Source organism: Streptomyces sp. NBC_00158 (assembly GCF_045160885.1).
Taxonomy (GTDB): Bacteria; Actinomycetota; Actinomycetes; order Streptomycetales; family Streptomycetaceae; genus Streptomyces.
Genome location: NZ_CP108161.1, coordinates 7,503,050 through 7,518,720, shown reverse-complemented (window position 1 = coordinate 7,518,720; position 15,671 = coordinate 7,503,050). Strand labels below are relative to the sequence as shown.

17 protein-coding genes are annotated in these 15,671 nt (G+C 74.4%); 9 read left to right on the top strand and 8 right to left on the bottom strand.

Going from position 1 to position 15,671, the window contains the following annotated elements:
* Nucleotides 1-54 precede the first annotated feature (54 nt).
* Nucleotides 55-1,578, bottom strand: a complete 1,524-nt coding sequence (locus OG553_RS34555; RefSeq protein ID WP_405982801.1) for an FAD-dependent monooxygenase — start codon at nt 1,576-1,578, stop codon at nt 55-57.
* A gap of 87 nt (nt 1,579-1,665) precedes the next feature.
* Between OG553_RS34555 and OG553_RS34550 the strand changes: the two genes are divergently transcribed.
* A complete protein-coding gene (locus tag OG553_RS34550; RefSeq protein ID WP_405982800.1) occupies nt 1,666-2,301 on the top strand; it encodes a TetR/AcrR family transcriptional regulator in 636 nt (211 codons plus the stop codon).
* Nucleotides 2,302-2,321: 20 nt separating this feature from the next.
* On the opposite strand, the gene OG553_RS34545 is transcribed toward OG553_RS34550, so the two are convergent.
* Nucleotides 2,322-3,179 carry an NAD(P)H-binding protein gene (locus OG553_RS34545; RefSeq protein WP_405982799.1) on the bottom strand — a complete coding sequence of 286 codons (858 nt, stop codon included), beginning with the start codon at nt 3,177-3,179 and terminating at the stop codon, nt 2,322-2,324.
* The gene (locus tag OG553_RS34540) at nt 3,176-3,589 is read right to left on the bottom strand and encodes a nuclear transport factor 2 family protein (RefSeq protein WP_405983213.1); all 414 of its coding nucleotides are present in this window, start codon (nt 3,587-3,589) and stop codon (nt 3,176-3,178) included. The genes OG553_RS34545 and OG553_RS34540 overlap by 4 nt, the downstream gene beginning before the upstream one ends.
* A gap of 91 nt (nt 3,590-3,680) precedes the next feature.
* Between OG553_RS34540 and OG553_RS34535 the strand changes: the two genes are divergently transcribed.
* On the top strand, nt 3,681-4,277 hold the full coding sequence (locus tag OG553_RS34535; protein ID WP_405982798.1) for a TetR/AcrR family transcriptional regulator: 597 nt from the start codon (nt 3,681-3,683) through the stop codon (nt 4,275-4,277).
* Between the two features lie 13 nt (nt 4,278-4,290).
* Here the strand turns inward: OG553_RS34535 and OG553_RS34530 are convergent, their stop codons facing one another.
* Nucleotides 4,291-6,054: a methyltransferase gene (locus OG553_RS34530; RefSeq protein WP_405982797.1), complete on the bottom strand. Its 1,764-nt coding sequence runs from the start codon at nt 6,052-6,054 to the stop codon at nt 4,291-4,293.
* 122 nt (nt 6,055-6,176) lie between these two features.
* Nucleotides 6,177-7,343 carry a 4-hydroxybenzoate 3-monooxygenase gene (locus OG553_RS34525; protein ID WP_405982796.1) on the bottom strand — a complete coding sequence of 389 codons (1,167 nt, stop codon included), beginning with the start codon at nt 7,341-7,343 and terminating at the stop codon, nt 6,177-6,179.
* 395 nt (nt 7,344-7,738) lie between these two features.
* Between OG553_RS34525 and OG553_RS34520 the strand changes: the two genes are divergently transcribed.
* Both OG553_RS34520 and OG553_RS34515 read left to right on the top strand, forming a co-directional pair.
* Nucleotides 7,739-9,184, top strand: a complete 1,446-nt coding sequence (locus OG553_RS34520; RefSeq protein WP_405982795.1) for a hypothetical protein — start codon at nt 7,739-7,741, stop codon at nt 9,182-9,184.
* On the top strand, nt 9,181-10,344 hold the full coding sequence (locus tag OG553_RS34515; RefSeq protein ID WP_405982794.1) for an ARPP-2 domain-containing protein: 1,164 nt from the start codon (nt 9,181-9,183) through the stop codon (nt 10,342-10,344). The genes OG553_RS34520 and OG553_RS34515 overlap by 4 nt, the downstream gene beginning before the upstream one ends.
* Nucleotides 10,345-10,362: 18 nt before the next feature.
* Here OG553_RS34515 and OG553_RS34510 read toward each other — a convergent pair whose 3' ends face one another.
* From OG553_RS34510 to OG553_RS34500, 3 genes are all read right to left on the bottom strand, one after another.
* Nucleotides 10,363-11,058 carry an esterase/lipase family protein gene (locus tag OG553_RS34510; RefSeq protein ID WP_405982793.1) on the bottom strand — a complete coding sequence of 232 codons (696 nt, stop codon included), beginning with the start codon at nt 11,056-11,058 and terminating at the stop codon, nt 10,363-10,365.
* A 116-nt stretch (nt 11,059-11,174) separates the two neighbouring features.
* Entirely contained in the window at nt 11,175-11,672 is a 498-nt protein-coding gene (locus OG553_RS34505) for a hypothetical protein (protein WP_405982792.1), read from the bottom strand.
* The gene (locus OG553_RS34500) at nt 11,669-12,265 is read right to left on the bottom strand and encodes an AAA family ATPase (RefSeq protein ID WP_405982791.1); all 597 of its coding nucleotides are present in this window, start codon (nt 12,263-12,265) and stop codon (nt 11,669-11,671) included. The genes OG553_RS34505 and OG553_RS34500 overlap by 4 nt, the downstream gene beginning before the upstream one ends.
* Before the next feature lie 296 nt (nt 12,266-12,561).
* Here OG553_RS34500 and OG553_RS34495 point away from each other — a divergent pair, with 296 nt between their 5' ends.
* The 5 genes from OG553_RS34495 (at nt 12,562) to OG553_RS34475 (ending at nt 15,545) form a co-directional block, all read left to right on the top strand.
* Nucleotides 12,562-12,924 (top strand): DUF1304 domain-containing protein, encoded by a 363-nt coding sequence (locus OG553_RS34495; RefSeq protein ID WP_405982790.1) that lies wholly within the window; start codon nt 12,562-12,564, stop codon nt 12,922-12,924.
* Between the two features lie 5 nt (nt 12,925-12,929).
* Nucleotides 12,930-13,487: a TetR/AcrR family transcriptional regulator gene (locus OG553_RS34490; RefSeq protein WP_405982789.1), complete on the top strand. Its 558-nt coding sequence runs from the start codon at nt 12,930-12,932 to the stop codon at nt 13,485-13,487.
* Between the two features lie 77 nt (nt 13,488-13,564).
* Complete coding sequence (locus OG553_RS34485; RefSeq protein ID WP_405982788.1) at nt 13,565-14,344, top strand: YqjF family protein; 780 nt, start codon at nt 13,565-13,567, stop codon at nt 14,342-14,344.
* 24 nt (nt 14,345-14,368) lie between these two features.
* Nucleotides 14,369-14,914: a hypothetical protein gene (locus OG553_RS34480; RefSeq protein ID WP_405982787.1), complete on the top strand. Its 546-nt coding sequence runs from the start codon at nt 14,369-14,371 to the stop codon at nt 14,912-14,914.
* Nucleotides 14,915-15,017: 103 nt separating this feature from the next.
* Complete coding sequence (locus OG553_RS34475; protein ID WP_405982786.1) at nt 15,018-15,545, top strand: Lrp/AsnC family transcriptional regulator; 528 nt, start codon at nt 15,018-15,020, stop codon at nt 15,543-15,545.
* Nucleotides 15,546-15,671: the final 126 nt, after the last annotated feature.

Genomic DNA, 15,671 nt, shown 5'->3' with positions numbered 1-15,671 from the left:
CATGTCCCCGGGGGGCGGCCGCCGGGTCGGCTCCCGCGGCGAACCGTAGGGGACTCAGCCCGGCGTGCCGTCGCCCGCGAGGCCGGCCGGGCCGAACCAGCGGGTGAGGGTCTCGGTGAGGCCTGCGCCTCCGGCCCAGCAGACGTATCCGTCCGGGCGGACGAGTATGGCCTCGGCTTCGGCCGCGCCGGATTCCGCCCGGGCGCGCACGTGGGTGATCCGGTCGCTCCAGGGAGCCGCCGCGGCGAGGGGCGCGTCGGCGAGGTCGAGCAGGATGCCGCGCCCGGTCCGTGTCAGGTCGCTGAACCGGACCCGCCCGCCGTCGCCGAGGTCGAGTTCCACGTCGGGCATGCGCAGGCCCAGCAGCGGGTGGGCGGCGGCGTCGGGGGACGGGAGGCAGAGGTCGAGCCCGGCCATCACGCCCGCCATGTACCGGTTGGCGTCGGGCAGGCGGAGCAGGTCGGTGAGCACGTCGCGCAGCTCGGCCAGGCCGCCGTCCTGCTGCGGCCCCATGACCGCTCCCTGGGCCCGGGTGAGGGCGAGCACCCGCGCGGCGACGGGGTGGCGCTCGGTCTGGTAAGTGTCGAGGAGTTCCTCGCCCACCTCGCCGCGCAGGACGGCGGTGAGCTTCCAGCCGAGGTTGAACGCGTCCTGGACGCCCAGGTTGAGCCCCTGGCCCCCGGCCGGGGAATGGATGTGGGCGGAGTCTCCGGCGAAGAACACCCGGCCGTGTCGGTAGTGGTCCAGCTGCCTGCTGGCGTCGCTGAAGCGGGAGGCGTAGCGGATCTCGGCGACGTCGAGCTTCCCGCCGTGGGTGGCGTGCAGGACCTCGCGGACCTCATCGGGCGTCACGGGGGCGTCGCGCTCGGCCAGCAGGGTCCGCGGGCCGCTGAAGATGAGCTTGTGGAGCCCGTTCGCCAGGGGCGTGATCATGGCGAAGTGGCCCTCGGGTGAGGTGTGTATCCGCGAGCTGATGTGCCCGGCGGTGCTGTGGTCCACATCGCCGGTGAGCACCAGGTCGGCGGTGGCCATGCGGACGGTGGCCGCCCGGCCGGGGAAGGAGGCTCCGATGATCTTGCGCACGCTGCTGTGGGCGCCGTCGCAGGCGACGAGGTAGCGGCCCCGGAGCGAGCCGTCTCCGTCGGGTGCGGCCATGGTGATCGTGACCCCGTCGGCGTCCTGGTGGAGGCCGGTCAGCCGGTGCTCCCGGAGCACCCGGCCGCCGAGCTCGGTGAGCCGGTCCTCCAGCACCGCTTCGAGCTGGTCCTGCGGGAGCAGGACGGGGTGCGGGTAGCGGGTGTCCCACGCCGTGTAGTCCAGCGGGACGGGCAGGCCGGCGAAGTGGCCGCCGGCGAGCCGGTAGTCGATCGACCGCTCCAGAGCGCCGTCGAGCAGACCGCGCAGCGCGAGCATCTCGGCGGTCCGGGGCTGGATCGCCCCGGCGCGGGACTGGAGGTTGCGGCCGGGCAGCCGGTCCAGCACGACGGCGGGTACGCCGGCGAGTGCGAGCTCGGTGGCGAGCGTGAGTCCGGCGCCGCCCGCGCCCACCACGATGACGTCAGTGACCTGCGTGTTCATGGAGCCTCCCAGGAAGATTCCTTCACCTGGTCGACAACTATACCAGGTGCAACTTTCGCCTGGGTACCCCATTGCTATCGTGGGCTCATGGCTGAGCAACTTGGACTCCGGGAACGCAAGAAGCTGCGCACGCGGCAGACGATCTTCGAGGAGGCGCTGCGGCTGTTCCTGAGCCGCGGCTTCGACGAGGTCTCGATCGCGGAGATCGCCGAGGCCGCCGAGGTCTCCAAGCGCACGCTGTTCACCTACTTCCCGACCAAGGAAGACCTGGTCCTGCACGTCTTCGCCGACCACGAGGACGAGTCGGCCCGCGTGGTGCGCGCCCGCCCGGCCGGCACGAGCCCGCTGGCCGCCCTGCACGCGCACGAGCTCGACGCCCTGGCCCGGCGGGATCCGAACACCGGGCTCGCCGCCGATCCCGACGCCATCGCCTTCGCCCGGCTGCTGAGCACGACGGCGAGCCTGGGCGAGCGGCTCGTACGGTACGCGGCCCGCAGCGTCGCGGCCCTCGCCGAGGCGCTGGAGGAGGCCGGGGCCGACGAGCTCACCGCGCGGCTGGCGGCGGTGCAGGTCGTCACCGTCCTGCGTACGCTCGCCGTCCGCAACAGCGCCCAGGTGCAGGCGGGCCGCCCTGCCGACGAGGTCTACCCCGAGGCGGTGGCCGCCGCCGACCGGGCCTTCCACCTCCTCGGCGCGGGCCTGGCCGACGCCCTGCCCGCCTGAACCCGCACCCCGCACCCCGCTCAGCGCGCCAGCTCCCGTCGCACGACGGAGCGGAACCCGGTGGCCGGGCGGCCGGTGAGGCGGTGGACGGAGTCGGTGACGCGGTCTTCGGCGCCGGCCGCGACGGTGCGGTCCATGTCGGCGAGCATCGTGGCGAACTCCTCCGGCATCAGTACGGCGAGCCGGTCGCGCAGTTCCGCGTGGGACAGCGGCCGGTGGGTCACGGGGTTCCCGGTGACCTCGGCGACGATCGCGGCGACGTCGTCGTAGCCGAGCGCCTCGGGGCCGGTGAGCACGAGGTCGGTGTTGGGGGCCCGTACGCCGGTCAGGGCGCGGGCGGCCACGGCGGCGATGTCCTCGGCGTCGACGAAGCCGACCCGGCCGGTGCCGGTGGCGGTGCGGATGACGCCTTCCTCTCGGATGCTCCGCGCGTGCACGTGGCCGCCGGTGAAGTTCTGCATGAACCAGGACGGCCGCAGCACCGCCCACTCGTCGAAGATGCCCGGCAGGGCCGCGTGCACCCGGCCGGCCGCCGGGCCGCCCTCGGGGATGGAGGAGGCGCTGAGCAGGACGGCGCGCCGCACTCCGGCGGCGCGGGCCCGGCGGAGGAAGGGCAGGACCGCGGCGGCCGGGTCCGGGTCACCCACGGGCGGGACCACGTAGACGCGGTCGACGCCGGAGAGGGCGGCGGGGTGGGTGGCGGGGTCGTACCAGTCGAAGGCGACCGCCTCGGCGCCCGGGACCGGGGTGGCCCTGCGGCCGGCCGCCCTGACCGCGTGACCGGCGGCGACCAGTTGGGCGCAGGTGCGGCTGCCGGTGGTCCCGGTGGCGCCGATGACGAGCGTGGCGGCGTTCGGGGTGGCGTTCGCGGTGGTCATCGGGCGCTCCCGGCGGGGACGGCGAGGGGGTTCCAGTAGTCGCGGTAGGAGGTGAACCGGCCGTCATCGACGGTGACGACCGCTATGTACGCCATGTCGAACGGGCGGTCGTCCGCCACCCACCTGCCGACGCCGCGCATCTCGATGACGGCGGTCCGCGGATCGGTCGTCTCGTGGATCCGCAGGTCGGCTTCGGGGAAGTCGTGCAGGTCGATGTGGTCGGGGTAGGGGCGCATGTAGTCGGCGATCGCCCGCCGGCCGTCCAGCCGCCGGGGCCGGCCCGGGGGCGCGAAGGGGAACTCCATCACCCCGTCCTCGGCCCACAGGCGGACCCAGCCGTCGGTGTCCTTGTCGAGCAGGAGCCTCAGGCCGTGGCGGTACAGGGCCGCCGGAGAAGGCGGTACGGGCAGGGACATGGGTATCCTCCACTCAAGAAAATGCGGACCATTGGTCCGCTTCAACAATACGGACCCGTGGTCCGCTTTTCAATCGGAGGTACCGGTGACCCCGCCGCCCGAGCCCGAACGCCGGACCCGCAAGGACGCCGCCCGCAACCGGCAGGCCGTGCTGGAGGCCGCCGACGCCCTCTTCGCCGGCTCCGGGAGCCCCGAGGAACTCACGATGGCCGACATCGCGGCGGCGGCCGGCGTCGGCAAGGGCACCCTCTTCCGGGCCTTCGGCGACCGGGCCGGACTCCTCCGGGCGCTGTACGAGGCACGGCTCGAACCGGTCCGCGCGGCCGTGGAGTCGGGACCCGCGCCGCTCGGGCCGGCCACTCCCCCGCAGGAGCGCGTGCCCGCCCTGCTCGACGCGATCCTGTGCTTCAAGCTCGACAACCGCCCGCTGGCACTGGCCCTGGAGGAGACCGGGAGCAGCAGCCCGTACCGGGCCGGGCACTACGAGGGGTGGCACGGCCTGCTCCGGTCCGTGCTGGAGCAGGTCCCCGGCCTGGCCGACCCGGACTTCACGGCGCACGCCCTGCTCGCCGCCGTCCGGGCCGACCTCGTCGAGCGGCTGGCCGGCCACGAGGGCGTGCCGCGCGAGCGGCTGCGGGCCCAGCTGGCGGCGTACGCGGACCGGGTCGTCGCCGCGCGCTAGCCGGGGCGGCGGGTCAGGGGCGCGGCGGGGTCTTGCGGGCGTGCAGGACGTACGCGTCCAGGGGCAGGGGGGCCTGGCCCTGGAGGTGGAGGCCGGCGTCCGACAGGAGGCGGGCGTAGTGGGCTGCTTCGCGTTCGCGGCCCCCGACGTTGCAGAGCATGTGCAGGTCCCAGGGGGTGGCCAGGGAGGGGGAACCGTCCGCGGGCAGGAGCCGTTCGACGATGAGCAGGTCGGCGTCGGCGGGCATCGCGCGGGCGCAGTGGCGCAGGATCTCCCGGCAGCGGTCGTCGTCCCAGTCGTGCAGGACGCGGGAGAGGAGGTAGACGTCCCCTCCGGCCGGTACGTCGGCGAAGTCGCCCGCCCGGTAGGCGCAGCGCGTGCCGCAGCCCGCGGCGTCGAGGTGGCGGCGGGCCGCCTCGACGGCGTGGGGTCGTTCGAGGAGGACGCCGCGCAGGCCCGGGTGCGCGGTGAGGATCTGGCCGAGGAGCTCTCCGTTGCCGCCCGCGACGTCGACGACGGTGGCGGACGCGGGCGCCCCGGCCGCGGCGGCGATGACCGGGTGGGCGGGGAGCGGGCGGAACATGCGCGCGCTCGCGGCCATGGAGCGGTCGAAGAGGTCGGCGAGTTCGGGGTCGCGGGCGAAGTGGTCGAAGTGGTTCTCGCCGAAGAGGTGGTCGAAGGCTGGCAGTCCGGTCCGTACGGCGTGGTCGAGGCCGCCGAAGGAGCGGTAGAACGGGCCGCCGTACATCAGGGCCAGGGGGCGCATCGAGGCGGGCTCGTCGGTGCGGAGCAGGGCGCCGAGCTCGGTGAGGCGGAATCCTTCCTGCTGGCCCGGAACCGCCTCGTGGGTGACGGCGCCGAGCATCGCGAGGTACCGCAGCAGGGTGCCGAGGCCGCGGGGGTGGGTGCGGGTCAGGCGGGCGAGGTCCTCTGTCCGGCACGCGGTGCGCGTGTCCATGGCGTCGGGCAGGCCCAGCCGGGCGAAGGAGGCGAGGGCCTGCGTGGTCCACGCTCCCGTCAGCAGGTGGAGGAGCGTTTCGGCCGGCTGCCTTTCGCCGCGGTGACCGAGGTGGTCGGCGAGGACGCCCCGGTGGTCGCCGTGGGCGTAGAGCTCCAGCCGCCGGTAGCCGCAGGCGGCGTCGGCGGGGGTGGTGAAGTACAGGACCGTCCCGTCCTCGTGCGGGTTGTACCCGCCTCCGTCGGGGCGTGCTCCGTGCCGGGCGAGGGTCGCGCACAGGCCGCGCAGGACCAGCGGGTCGGGGTGCTCGATCTCGAAGGCGAGGTGCGCCTCGTGCCGGCGGGTCCGTTCGTAGGCCGCGACGTGCTCCAGGGCGGAGTGCGGGGGCACGGTCAGGGCGAACACCTCGACCGCGCGGGGTTCTCCGCGGGTGCCGGTCACCCGGGGGCGCAGGATGCGGACGTCGAGCTCGGCCGGCTCGCGCCGGTGGCGGCGGGCGAGGCGCTCGCGGACCACGACGCTGGGGTGGGACGGGGTGTCCGCCGCCAGCCCGCACGCGGCGAACTGGGCCCGCAGGGTCTGCGCGTCGGGCGGGAAGAGCAGCATCCCCGCGTGGGCGAAGCGGCAGCGTCCGGCCAGTGTCCGCAGGTCGGGGCCGTCGAGGCCGGGCAGGAGGAGCGGCAGCAGGGTTGTGCTGTCGTGCTCGCGGACGAACGCGGCGGCCGCGCGGAGGCGGGCCGTGTCGTCCGGGAGCATCGTTTCGTCAAGGATCGGCGTTTCGCCGGGCAGCATCGTTTCGTCGGCGAGCGTCGTCGTCATCGTGGAATGTCCTCGGGCCGGTAGTGATGAGGGCGGGGCAGGGCAGGGCAGGGCTGAACCGGGCAGGGCGCTGCGGAGCGGGGGGGGAGCCTGGGGGGAGGAAGGGCCGGGGCGCGGCGGCGTCAGATGCCGACGTAGCTCTCGGCGAACCATTCCTGGTGGATGCGCGAGGTGCGCAGCGAGTCGATGCGGGAGCGTCGCCGGGCGGCCTGGAAGAACGATCCGGCATCCGGGTCGCCTTCGGGTGCGGCGTGCAGCAGCCGGGTCATCCAGCCGGTGAACTCCTGCGCCCTCCAGATGTGCGCCAGGCAGCGGTCCGAGTAGGCGTCGAGCCCCCTGGTGTCGCCGCGGGTGAGGGCGTCGACGAGGGCCTCGGCGAGGATCTCGGCCTCCAGGACGGCGAGGTTGGCGCCCTTCGCGGCGGCGGGGGCGAAGGCGCTCGCCGCGTCGCCGGCCAGGAACAGCGGGCCGTGGCGCAGCGGTTCGACGACGTCGCAGGTGAGGTCGAAGAGCCCGCGTTCCATGAGGGTGCCGCGGTGGAGCGGGCCGTATTGCGGTGCGCGCATCCGGGCGTCGAGTTCGTCCCAGATCCGCTGCTCGGACCAGGCGTCGGCGGCGACGCCGCGCCGCCACTGGAGGTAGTAGCGGGTCACGTCCGGGGTGCGGGCCATGTGTCCGGCGAAGCCCCGGTCGTGGATCGCGTAGCCGACGGCGTCCAGGCTCGGCGGGGCCAGCGCGAGCAGGCCGAGCCAGGTGACGCCGTGGTCGTGGGGGTGGACGGCGTCGGGTGGCAGGCAGCGGCGGGCCGCGCCGTGCCGCCCGTCGCAGCCGGCGACGTAGCGCGCCGTCCAGCGGACGGAACGGCCGTCGGGGTCGCGCGCCGTCACGGAGGGGCGGGTGCCGTCGATGTCGTGGACCGCGAGCGCCTCGGTCCGGAAGCGGATCCGTCCGCCGCGGGCGAGGTAGTGCCGCAGGAGGTCCGTGACGAGGTTCTGCTGCGGGTAGACGTGGTGCCGTCCGCCGCGTCCGAGTGCCCCGTAGTCGAGGCGGAACCGCCCTTCCCCCGTGCGGAATTCGCAGGTGCCGTGAGGGCGGCCGTACTGGTGCAGGCCGTCGGCGAGGCCGTGGCCGTCCAGGATCCGCACCGTGTCCGGGGCGAGGAACCCGGCGCGGGCGCGGGTGCGGACGCGGGAGGAGGAGGCGCGTTCCAGGATGACGCAGTCGATCCCGGCGGCGAGCAGGAGGTTTCCGAGGACGAGGCCGGCGGGTCCTGCACCGAGGACGATCACGTCGGCTGAGGCGCGTAAAGCGCGATGTGGGCTGTCCGTCATAGCGGGTGAAGCATAAGCATGCGAACTTCAACCAACCTACGCCAGCCATCCCTTAGCGGGAATAGAGTGACAATCAGGCTTAACCGGTCCGGCCCGTACTGACGCGGCGGAAGCGGCCCCGGAAGCCTCCGGCGGTGGTACGCGCCGGGCGCGCGGAGGCGGGCACACACGCTCGCGTACGCCCTGGGCCGGGCCGTCCGGGAAGTCGGTGGAACGCTCACGGCCCGCTCTGTTACGGTCCTGTCGCCGGCCGCGGGACTCCGGCGCGACTTCCGGAACCTGCCTCTGAAGCAATGATTCGCAGCTCGTGCCCCCACGCCCCGGCCGGCATCCACCTCGGGGGAAGAACGGATATGGATTCGTACGGGGACCTCGTCGCGGCCGAGGACGTACTGCTCTTCGTCAACGCGGCGATCACCTCCACCGGCCAGCGGGAGTTCCACGACGACGCGGACGGGCAGCGCCTGTCCCTGGATTTCCTCCACGCGTACATGCTGGGCAACTACCGCGACCTGTATGCCGGGGTGCTCGCCCTCGACATCAACGACCACAACGCGGTCCTCGTGATCCGGCGGCTCCTGGAGACCGCCGGGGAGGCCACGGCCGAGCAGCGCCGCAGCGAGGGCGCCCTGATCGCCTCGCGGCTGACGGCGCTGCCGCCGCAGCGCGTGTACGGGCTCTTCGACGCCCTGCGCCGGGCCGGGGTGAACAACCGCCGCACCCGGGCGATCGTGCGCGACTGGCTGGCCTCCCGCAAGGACCTGGCCTTCGACGCCGTGAAGTACCGCAGCGGCCTCAAGCGCGTCCTGCGCCACACGCACCTCACGCCGGCCAACGCACCGGAGGAACTGGGCACGTTCCTGTTCGCCCCGCACACCCGCGCGCGCTACGCGACGCCCCTGCTGGAGTCGTGGCGCCGGGCGCACTACGAGCAGGCGGCGCTGTACGAGCTGCCGTACACGGCCGCCGAGGGCTTCGCCGCCAAGCACGGCATCGCCCGGGCGGTCTTCCTGGAGCGCATGGCCCCGCGCATGACCCGCCTGGAGACCCTGCGGCTGCAGGCGTCCGCGCACGCGCGCGGGGCCACGGGCGTACGGGCCGACCTGGCCGGGATGCCGCTGACCCGCCTGGCGGCCTACGTGCTGTCCCTGCCGGCCGAGGACCGCCTGCGCCGGCGTGCCGAGCTGACCGGCGCCCTGGAGTCCGCCGCCGGCCGGGTGGCCGGCCCCCACCGGGGAAGCTGGGGCGCGGTCACCGCCGTCCTGGACGACAGCTTCTCCTCCTTCGGGTCGGTCCACAAGCGCCGCCGCCCGCTGGCGGTGGCGCTGGCCTGCCACCACCTGCTCGCGGCCCTCGCCGGCGAGTACACCGCGCTGTGGACGTCCGGGCGTACGGACGCGCTGCTGGCGCGTCCGTACGGGCCGACGCCCCTGGGCCGGCGGATCCTCGACGCGCTGGAGACCGCCCCGGCACGGCTGGTGATCGTCTCCGACGGATGGGACAACGCGCCCCCCGGCCTGGCCGGCGAGGTGCTGCGCGTCTGGCGCACCCGGCTCGACCCGGGGCGTCGCACCGCCGTCGTGCACCTCAACCCCGTGTACGACGCGGCCGGTTTCGACGTCCGCCGGCTGTCCCCCTCGGTGCCCACGGCGGGCATCCGTGACGCCGAGGACCTCCCGGCCCTGGTGGAGCTCGCCCAGTTCGCGGAGGGCCGGACCGGACTGGCCGAACTCACCGCGTACATGGACACCCGTGCGGCCCGTATGACGGCCGGACACGACCGGGAACGGGAACGATGACGACCACCGCTCCGGACCTGACCGGTCTCACCGCCCGCCCCTCCCAGGTCTGGGGCGCCGTCCGCCTGGTCCCGCTCGTGCGCGACGAGCCCGTCGAGGACCTGCGTCTGCACCCGGAGCTGTACGGGGACGCGGCCGGCCTGGTCGAGGTCGGCCCGCGCCGGGCCTACCTGTCCTACGTGCCGCACGGGTTCGTCGCCACGTGGACCGGTGACGGCACACCGGCCGCCGCCTACGGCACCCAGCTCTCCGACGGCGGCGCCCCGGCCCCCGCCGCCACGATGGGCCTGCGCTTCCACCGTCGGATGGCCCGCCGCCAGGCCAAGGACCGGCTGCGGTTCCTCCCCCTGCACCTGTCGCTGGAGGGCTACCTGGCCCTGCATTCCGGCGGTCCCACGATCGCCTGGCAGGAGTGGTCGCAGCGCGCGGTCGCCCAGGGGCTCACCCCCCGGGTCGAGGAGGCCTACGTCGGTTCCGAGGTACGCGGGCTCGCCGACGCGCTGCGCGTCTTCGAGATCCACCCCGGCCAGTGCGGTGTGATGGTGTACGTCGCCGATGCGCTCGCCGCCGCGTTCGTGGTCCCGCATCCCGACGACTACCGCGTACTGCACCCGACGCTCCTGCAGGACCTGTACGGCGAACTGATCCACCACTACGCCACGCTGATGCTCCCGGTGGCGGACTTCCGTGCCCGGATCACCGACGCGCGGATCGGCTCCCTGGAGGACCTGCGCACGGCGGCCGCCGGGCAGGAGGAGGCCTGGACCCGGTTCCACGACACGACCATGGCCGCCGGACTGCCGGGGCACGAGGACGCGTACACCTGGCAGTCCGTCCACCGGATGGGGCGCTTCACGCTCGCGCGCTTCCGGCCGCGGTTCCGGCCCAAGGAGGAGAACCACATCGGTGAGGCCATCACCGACGAGGGCGGCCGGACCGCCTACCTCAAGACGTTCCGGCTCTCGGAGAGCCAGGTGCGGCGCGGTCACCTGCTGGACAGGCTCGCCGCCCACGACTGGCACCTGCCGGACACGGCGGCCGGTCTCGGCATCGACGCGCACCAGTTGGGGCTGCGGCTCGAATCGGCCGGCTTCGGCTTCCTGCTCCGCCAGGACGTCCTGGACGGCTACCGCAAGCGGGCCCGTACCGGGAAGGCATGAGCGGCGGCGCGCCGCCGCTCAGGAACCCGCCCGTGGCGCGGCGCCGCCGATGTGGTCCCGCACCTCCCGGTAGACGCCGGCGTCGTCGGTGAAGGCGGTGTGCTGCAGGCACGGGGCCCGCGTGTTCACGGCGCCGTCGAGGGCCACGGTGCCGGCCGGCTGGTTGATCATGTCGCAGGAGGACCACCAGGTGGCGTAGCGGACGGGTCCCGGCGTCTCGTCGCCCGCGTTCAGCGCGCCCAGGAACGCGGAGCCCGGACGCATCTCGACGCAGGAGGTGCCGCCGCACCAACGAGCGGTGCCGGTGCCGTGGTTGGGGCCCGCGAGGGACACCCAGGCGTCCACCTTCGCGTCGCCGCCGAGATTCTTGAGGTAGTGGCGGGAGGACAGCGAGCCCATGGAGTGGGTGACCAGGTCCACCCTGGAGGCTCCGCTGGAGGCCAGGACGCGGTCGACGACGGCGGCGAGCTGCTCGGCCGTCGTGGCGTTGGACTGTGCGGTGGGGTAGGTCCACTGGTGCAGGCGGTCGGCCGGCCAGCCGTCCGAACGGAACCGGGCGGCCATGGTGTTCCAGGCCGTGCCGTCGCTGTTCCAGCCGTGTACGAAGACCACCGGGTCGGGCGGGGCGGGGGCGGGGGCGGCCGCGGCCGGTGCGGCGCAGGCTGCCAGGGCCGACAGGACGGCGGGGAGGAAGCGGAGCGTCTGCGTGTTCACAGCCCGTTTGTAGCGGCGCTCACCGTGCCGGCCCGGTCCTCGGTCCGGAGGCTCACCCGTCCGGCTGCCGCCTTTCACCCCGAGAACGTTTCGGCGCAGCGGGCCGGCGAGGGTGTTCAGTCGTCGGTGAGCTGCAGGGCCAGTGCGTAGTGCTCCCCGTCCGTCCCGGCGAGGAGGCTGTCGAACAGCGGGGTGAGGCCGTTCACGGCGCCTCCCGCCGCGTCGTGGTTGGTCCACCAGCTGCCGTCCGGTCCGAGCAGGGACACCGCCCGGGCCGCCGCGCGCTCCGCGGTGTCCGCGGGCAGGTGCCGGTGGGAGGGCCACAGCAGGTCCACACCGGCGAGCCGGGCCAGGAAGGCGGCCGCCTCGTGCGGCTCCAGCGGTTCCAGGGCCGCGCAGAGCCGCGGGACGGGCGGCGGGGCGTACCCGGGGACGCAGCGCTGCCAGGCCTCGTCGGCCGTGGCTCCGGCCAGCAGCACGCGGATCCTGTCCGCCAGCTCCGGCAGGTCGGGGTCCGGCTCGGTGAACCGCCCGACGGCCACGTACACCCGGTTCGGCGTGGAGAGCTCCGCCATCCGCGCTTCCAGCTCCGCGAGGATCCGGGTGGACTTCACGGGGAGGTCCCGTCGGACGACGGTGCCGGCCGGGCGCGTCCGGGGCGGTCGTCGAAGTCCACCGAGGCGGCGCCGCGGTCGCGTTGGTGGCGGTCGATCAGGACCATGGAGGCGATGCCCTGGCCGGCGGGCAGGCCGTCGCGTGCGATGCGCGCCAGCAGCCGCGCGAGTCCCCGCTGGTGGATCCCGAAGACCCTGGGTGAGGCGAGCCGGCGCCGGGCGTGCTGTCCGGACAGTGCTTCGCGGGGGCCCACGTCGAGCACGACCATGTGCAGGGGGCGTCCGCCGCGCCCGGCCGTGTACGCGAGCCAGCGGCGCATCCACGTCCTGGAGCCGCAGTCGTGTATGAGGAGCGGGTGGCCGAGACCCATCCGGGCGCGCGTCCACCGCATGTGGGCCAGTCGCGCCCACGGCCGGTACGCGGCGTAGGGCAGCCAGTCGGGCAGCCGCGATTCGTAGGCCGTGCGGGTGGCGCGGGGATCGACGACCTCGGCGGCGGGGGACCACGCGCTCAGCAGGGTGCTCTTGCCGCTGCCGGGGAGTCCGGCGACGACGACGGCCGCGTTGGAGGGATAGGACAGCCTGATGTCCACGTCGGTCCGGCCCCTGAGGTCGACGACCCCCTGTGGGGGTATTCGGCGGCTCGGGCGGGCGCCGCCCGGCTGCCGTCCCGCCTCCCCGGGCCCCTTTGCCCGTTCCGTCGGGTCTTCGGTGCTGGCGGGTGTGCTCACAGGTGATGTGCCGTTCGGACGGGAGGTGTGGGGAGAACCCGAGGCTACCCGAGTCGGCTCAGGGCCCTCCCTGCCGAGGCGGCCGGTTGACTTCCTGGTCAGGTGTACAGATATTCTGGACACCTGACCAGGAAATGCCGGAGAGAGTGGGCAAGCCGATGGAATCGACCGCGATGGTGCTGGTGGCGCTGGTGGCCGCGCTGCACGTGTACATCCTGGTGCTGGAGATGTTCCTGTGGGAGCGGGCGCCCGGGCGGGGGCTCTCCGGCTTCGACGCGGACCTCGCCCGCGCCACCGCTCCGCTCGCCGCGAACCAGGGCCTGTACAACGGCTTCCTGGCGGCCGGTCTGGTGTGGAGCCTGTTCGCCGGGGACCCGACGGGCTTCCGCGTCCGGGTCTTCTTCCTCGCCTGCGTGGTGATCGCCGGGATCTACGGCGGCCTCACAGCCAACCGGCGCATCCTGATCGCCCAGGCCCTGCCCGGAGCGCTGGCCCTCGGCGCCGTCCTGCTGGCCGGGTGACGTCCGTGCCGGAAGACCCCCGTACCGAGCGGACCCGGGCCAGGCTGCGCGAGGCCCTGCTGGAGGAGTGCGCCAGCGGCCCTCTGGAGAAGGTGGGTGTCGCCGCCCTGGCGCGCCGGGCCGGGGTGGGCCGGGCCACGTTCTACCTCCACTACGCCGGACTGGAGGCGCTCGCCGTGGACGCCTGCGCCGAGATCGTCCGCGAGGCGGTGGACGCCCTGCACGCCTGGCGCGGTGTCCCCGACCCGGCGAACCCCCCGTCCGCCCTGCTGGAGTTCTTCGAACGGCTCCCCCGGCACGGCCCCCTGTACCGCGAGTTGCTCCGGCCGGGCGGCGGCGGGCCGCTCGGCCAGGTCCTCCACCGGGACCTGCGCGCGCGCAGCCGCAGCGAGCGCGCGCTGGCCGGGGCCCCGGAACCGGACCTGGTCGCCTCGGCCGTGGCCGCGACCTTCAGCGGAGTGCTCGCCGACTGGCTGCACGGTGCGATCGAGGCGACGCCCGCCGAGATCACCGGGCGGGTCTGGCGGCTGCTGATCAGCCTGCACCGCACCCCGCTGCCCTGAGCCGGCGCGACCGCCGCCCGAGCCGAACGGTCCGACCGTGCCCGGCCCGACCGGGCCCGGTCGGGGATACTGGCGCGATGTCGCAGTCGCCGCCAGTCGCCGCCGTCCCGGAGCCGATAACCGCCGACCCTCCGCACACCCCCGAACGCCCCCTCCTCACCCAGTCGTGGCTGGACCTCGCCTTCCTGCACTGGGCCGTAGATCCCGCCGACGTCGCCCCGCTGCTGCCGGCCGGCACCGTGCCGGACACCCTCGACGGGGTCACGTACGTCGGCCTGGTGGCGTTCCGGATGCACCGGGTCGGCTGGTTCCGGCTGCCCGGAGTCCCCTACCTCGGCTCCTTCCCGGAGACCAACGTCCGCCTCTACTCGGTCGACTCGCACGGCCGCCGCGGTGTGGTGTTCCGCTCCCTGGACGCCTCCCGGCTGATCCCGGTGGCCGTCGGCCGGGCCGCGTTCCGCCTCCCGTACGTCTGGTCGCGCATGACGGTCCGCCACGGCAGCGGCGGCACCGTCACGTACACCAGCCGCCGGCGCCGGCCCGGCGCGCGCGGTGCCTGCAGCCGGATCACCGTGCGGGTCGGCGGGCAGGTCACCGAGCCGACCGCCCTGGAGCACTTCCTCACCGCCCGCTGGGGCATGCACACCGCGTTCTTCGGGCGGTCCCTGTACCTCCCGAACAGCCACCCGCGCTGGCCGCTGCACCGTGCCGAACTCCTGCGCTGCGACGAGGGCCTGGTGGCCGCCGCCGGCCTGCCCGCTCCGACCGGACCGCCGGCCAGCGTGCTCTGGTCGCCCGGGGTCCCGGTCCGGTTCGGTCCGCCACCGCGCCGCCCCGCCGGGATCCCGACCCCCTGACGGGCCCTCGTCTAGGGTGCCCCCATGGACCACGAGGGCTCTGCCGGAGCGGACGAGGGACGTACCGGTGGGCCGGGGACGGCGGGGGACCCGCAGTTCGCGGCCGCGCGTCTCAAGGAGCGCATCTACGCGACGATCACGATCATCTCGGTGGTCATCGGACTGCGGTCCGCCGCGCACGTGGGCCCGGCGGGTGCGGCCTCGGCGCTGGCCACCACCGCGGTAGGGCTGTGGCTGGCGGCGATCGTGGCCGACCAGCAGGCCCACCGGGTGGTGCACGGCCGGCTCGCGGGCGGCCGCGAGCTGCGCGGGATCCTGGCGGTGAGCAGCCCGCTGCTGCTGTCCGCCGTCGGCCCGCTGGTGCTGGTCGGCGCGGCCGCGCTGGGCGTGATGAGCGTCGGCACGGCGCTGCTCGCAGCGGCGGTCGTCAGCGTCACCGGCCTGTTCGTCTGGGGCTGCTACGGCGGCGTGCGCATGGGCGGGGGCGTGGTCGCCGCGCTCCTGGCCGGGGCCCTGGACGCCGCGATCGGGCTGGCCGTGGCCCTGGTGAAGGCCTCCGCCGGGCACTGAACACCGGCGGCTCGCCAGGGCCGTCGCGCGTCGGGGCCGCGGCTGCGGCAGAGTGGGCGCGGAAGTCCCCCGTCCGGGGCGGCACGAGGAGAAGGTCACCCGCATGAGCAGCCAGTCCACCCCCTTCGACGAACTCGACCGGCGGATCGTCGCCACCCTGATGGACAACGCCCGGGCGAGTTTCGCGGAGATCGGGGCGGCCGTCGGCCTGTCGGCCACCGCCGTGAAGCGGCGGGTGGACCGGCTGCGCAGGGCCGATGTGATCACCGGGTTCAGGGCCACGGTCCGGCCGTCCGCACTGGGCTGGCGTACCGAGGCGTACATCGAGGTGTACTGCGACAGTGCGGCGCCGCCCCGGCGCCTCGCGGAGGTCGCGCGCAAGTACCCGGAGATCGCGGCGGCGATGACGGTGACCGGCGCCGCCGACGCGCTGCTGCACGTGAGGGCGGCCGACGTGGAGCACTTCGAGGAGGTGCTGGAGCGGATCCGCAGCGAGCCGTTCATCCGCAAGACGATCAGTTACATGGTGCTGTCGCACCTGCTGCCGGAGAGCCCGGAGGCGGGGGCGAGCGCTTCCGCGCCGGCCGAGGCCGCCGCCCGCGCGGCGGACGGCGCAGCAATCCTGCTCTGAAGGGTCTGACTGCGCAGGATTCCTGCGTGGACGCGCAGCGGTTCGTTCTTGTCCCGCTGACCTGCCGCTTCCTACGGTTGGGCCACTCCCCCAGTCGTCACGCAGGAAGCGGAGGAACCTCTGTGC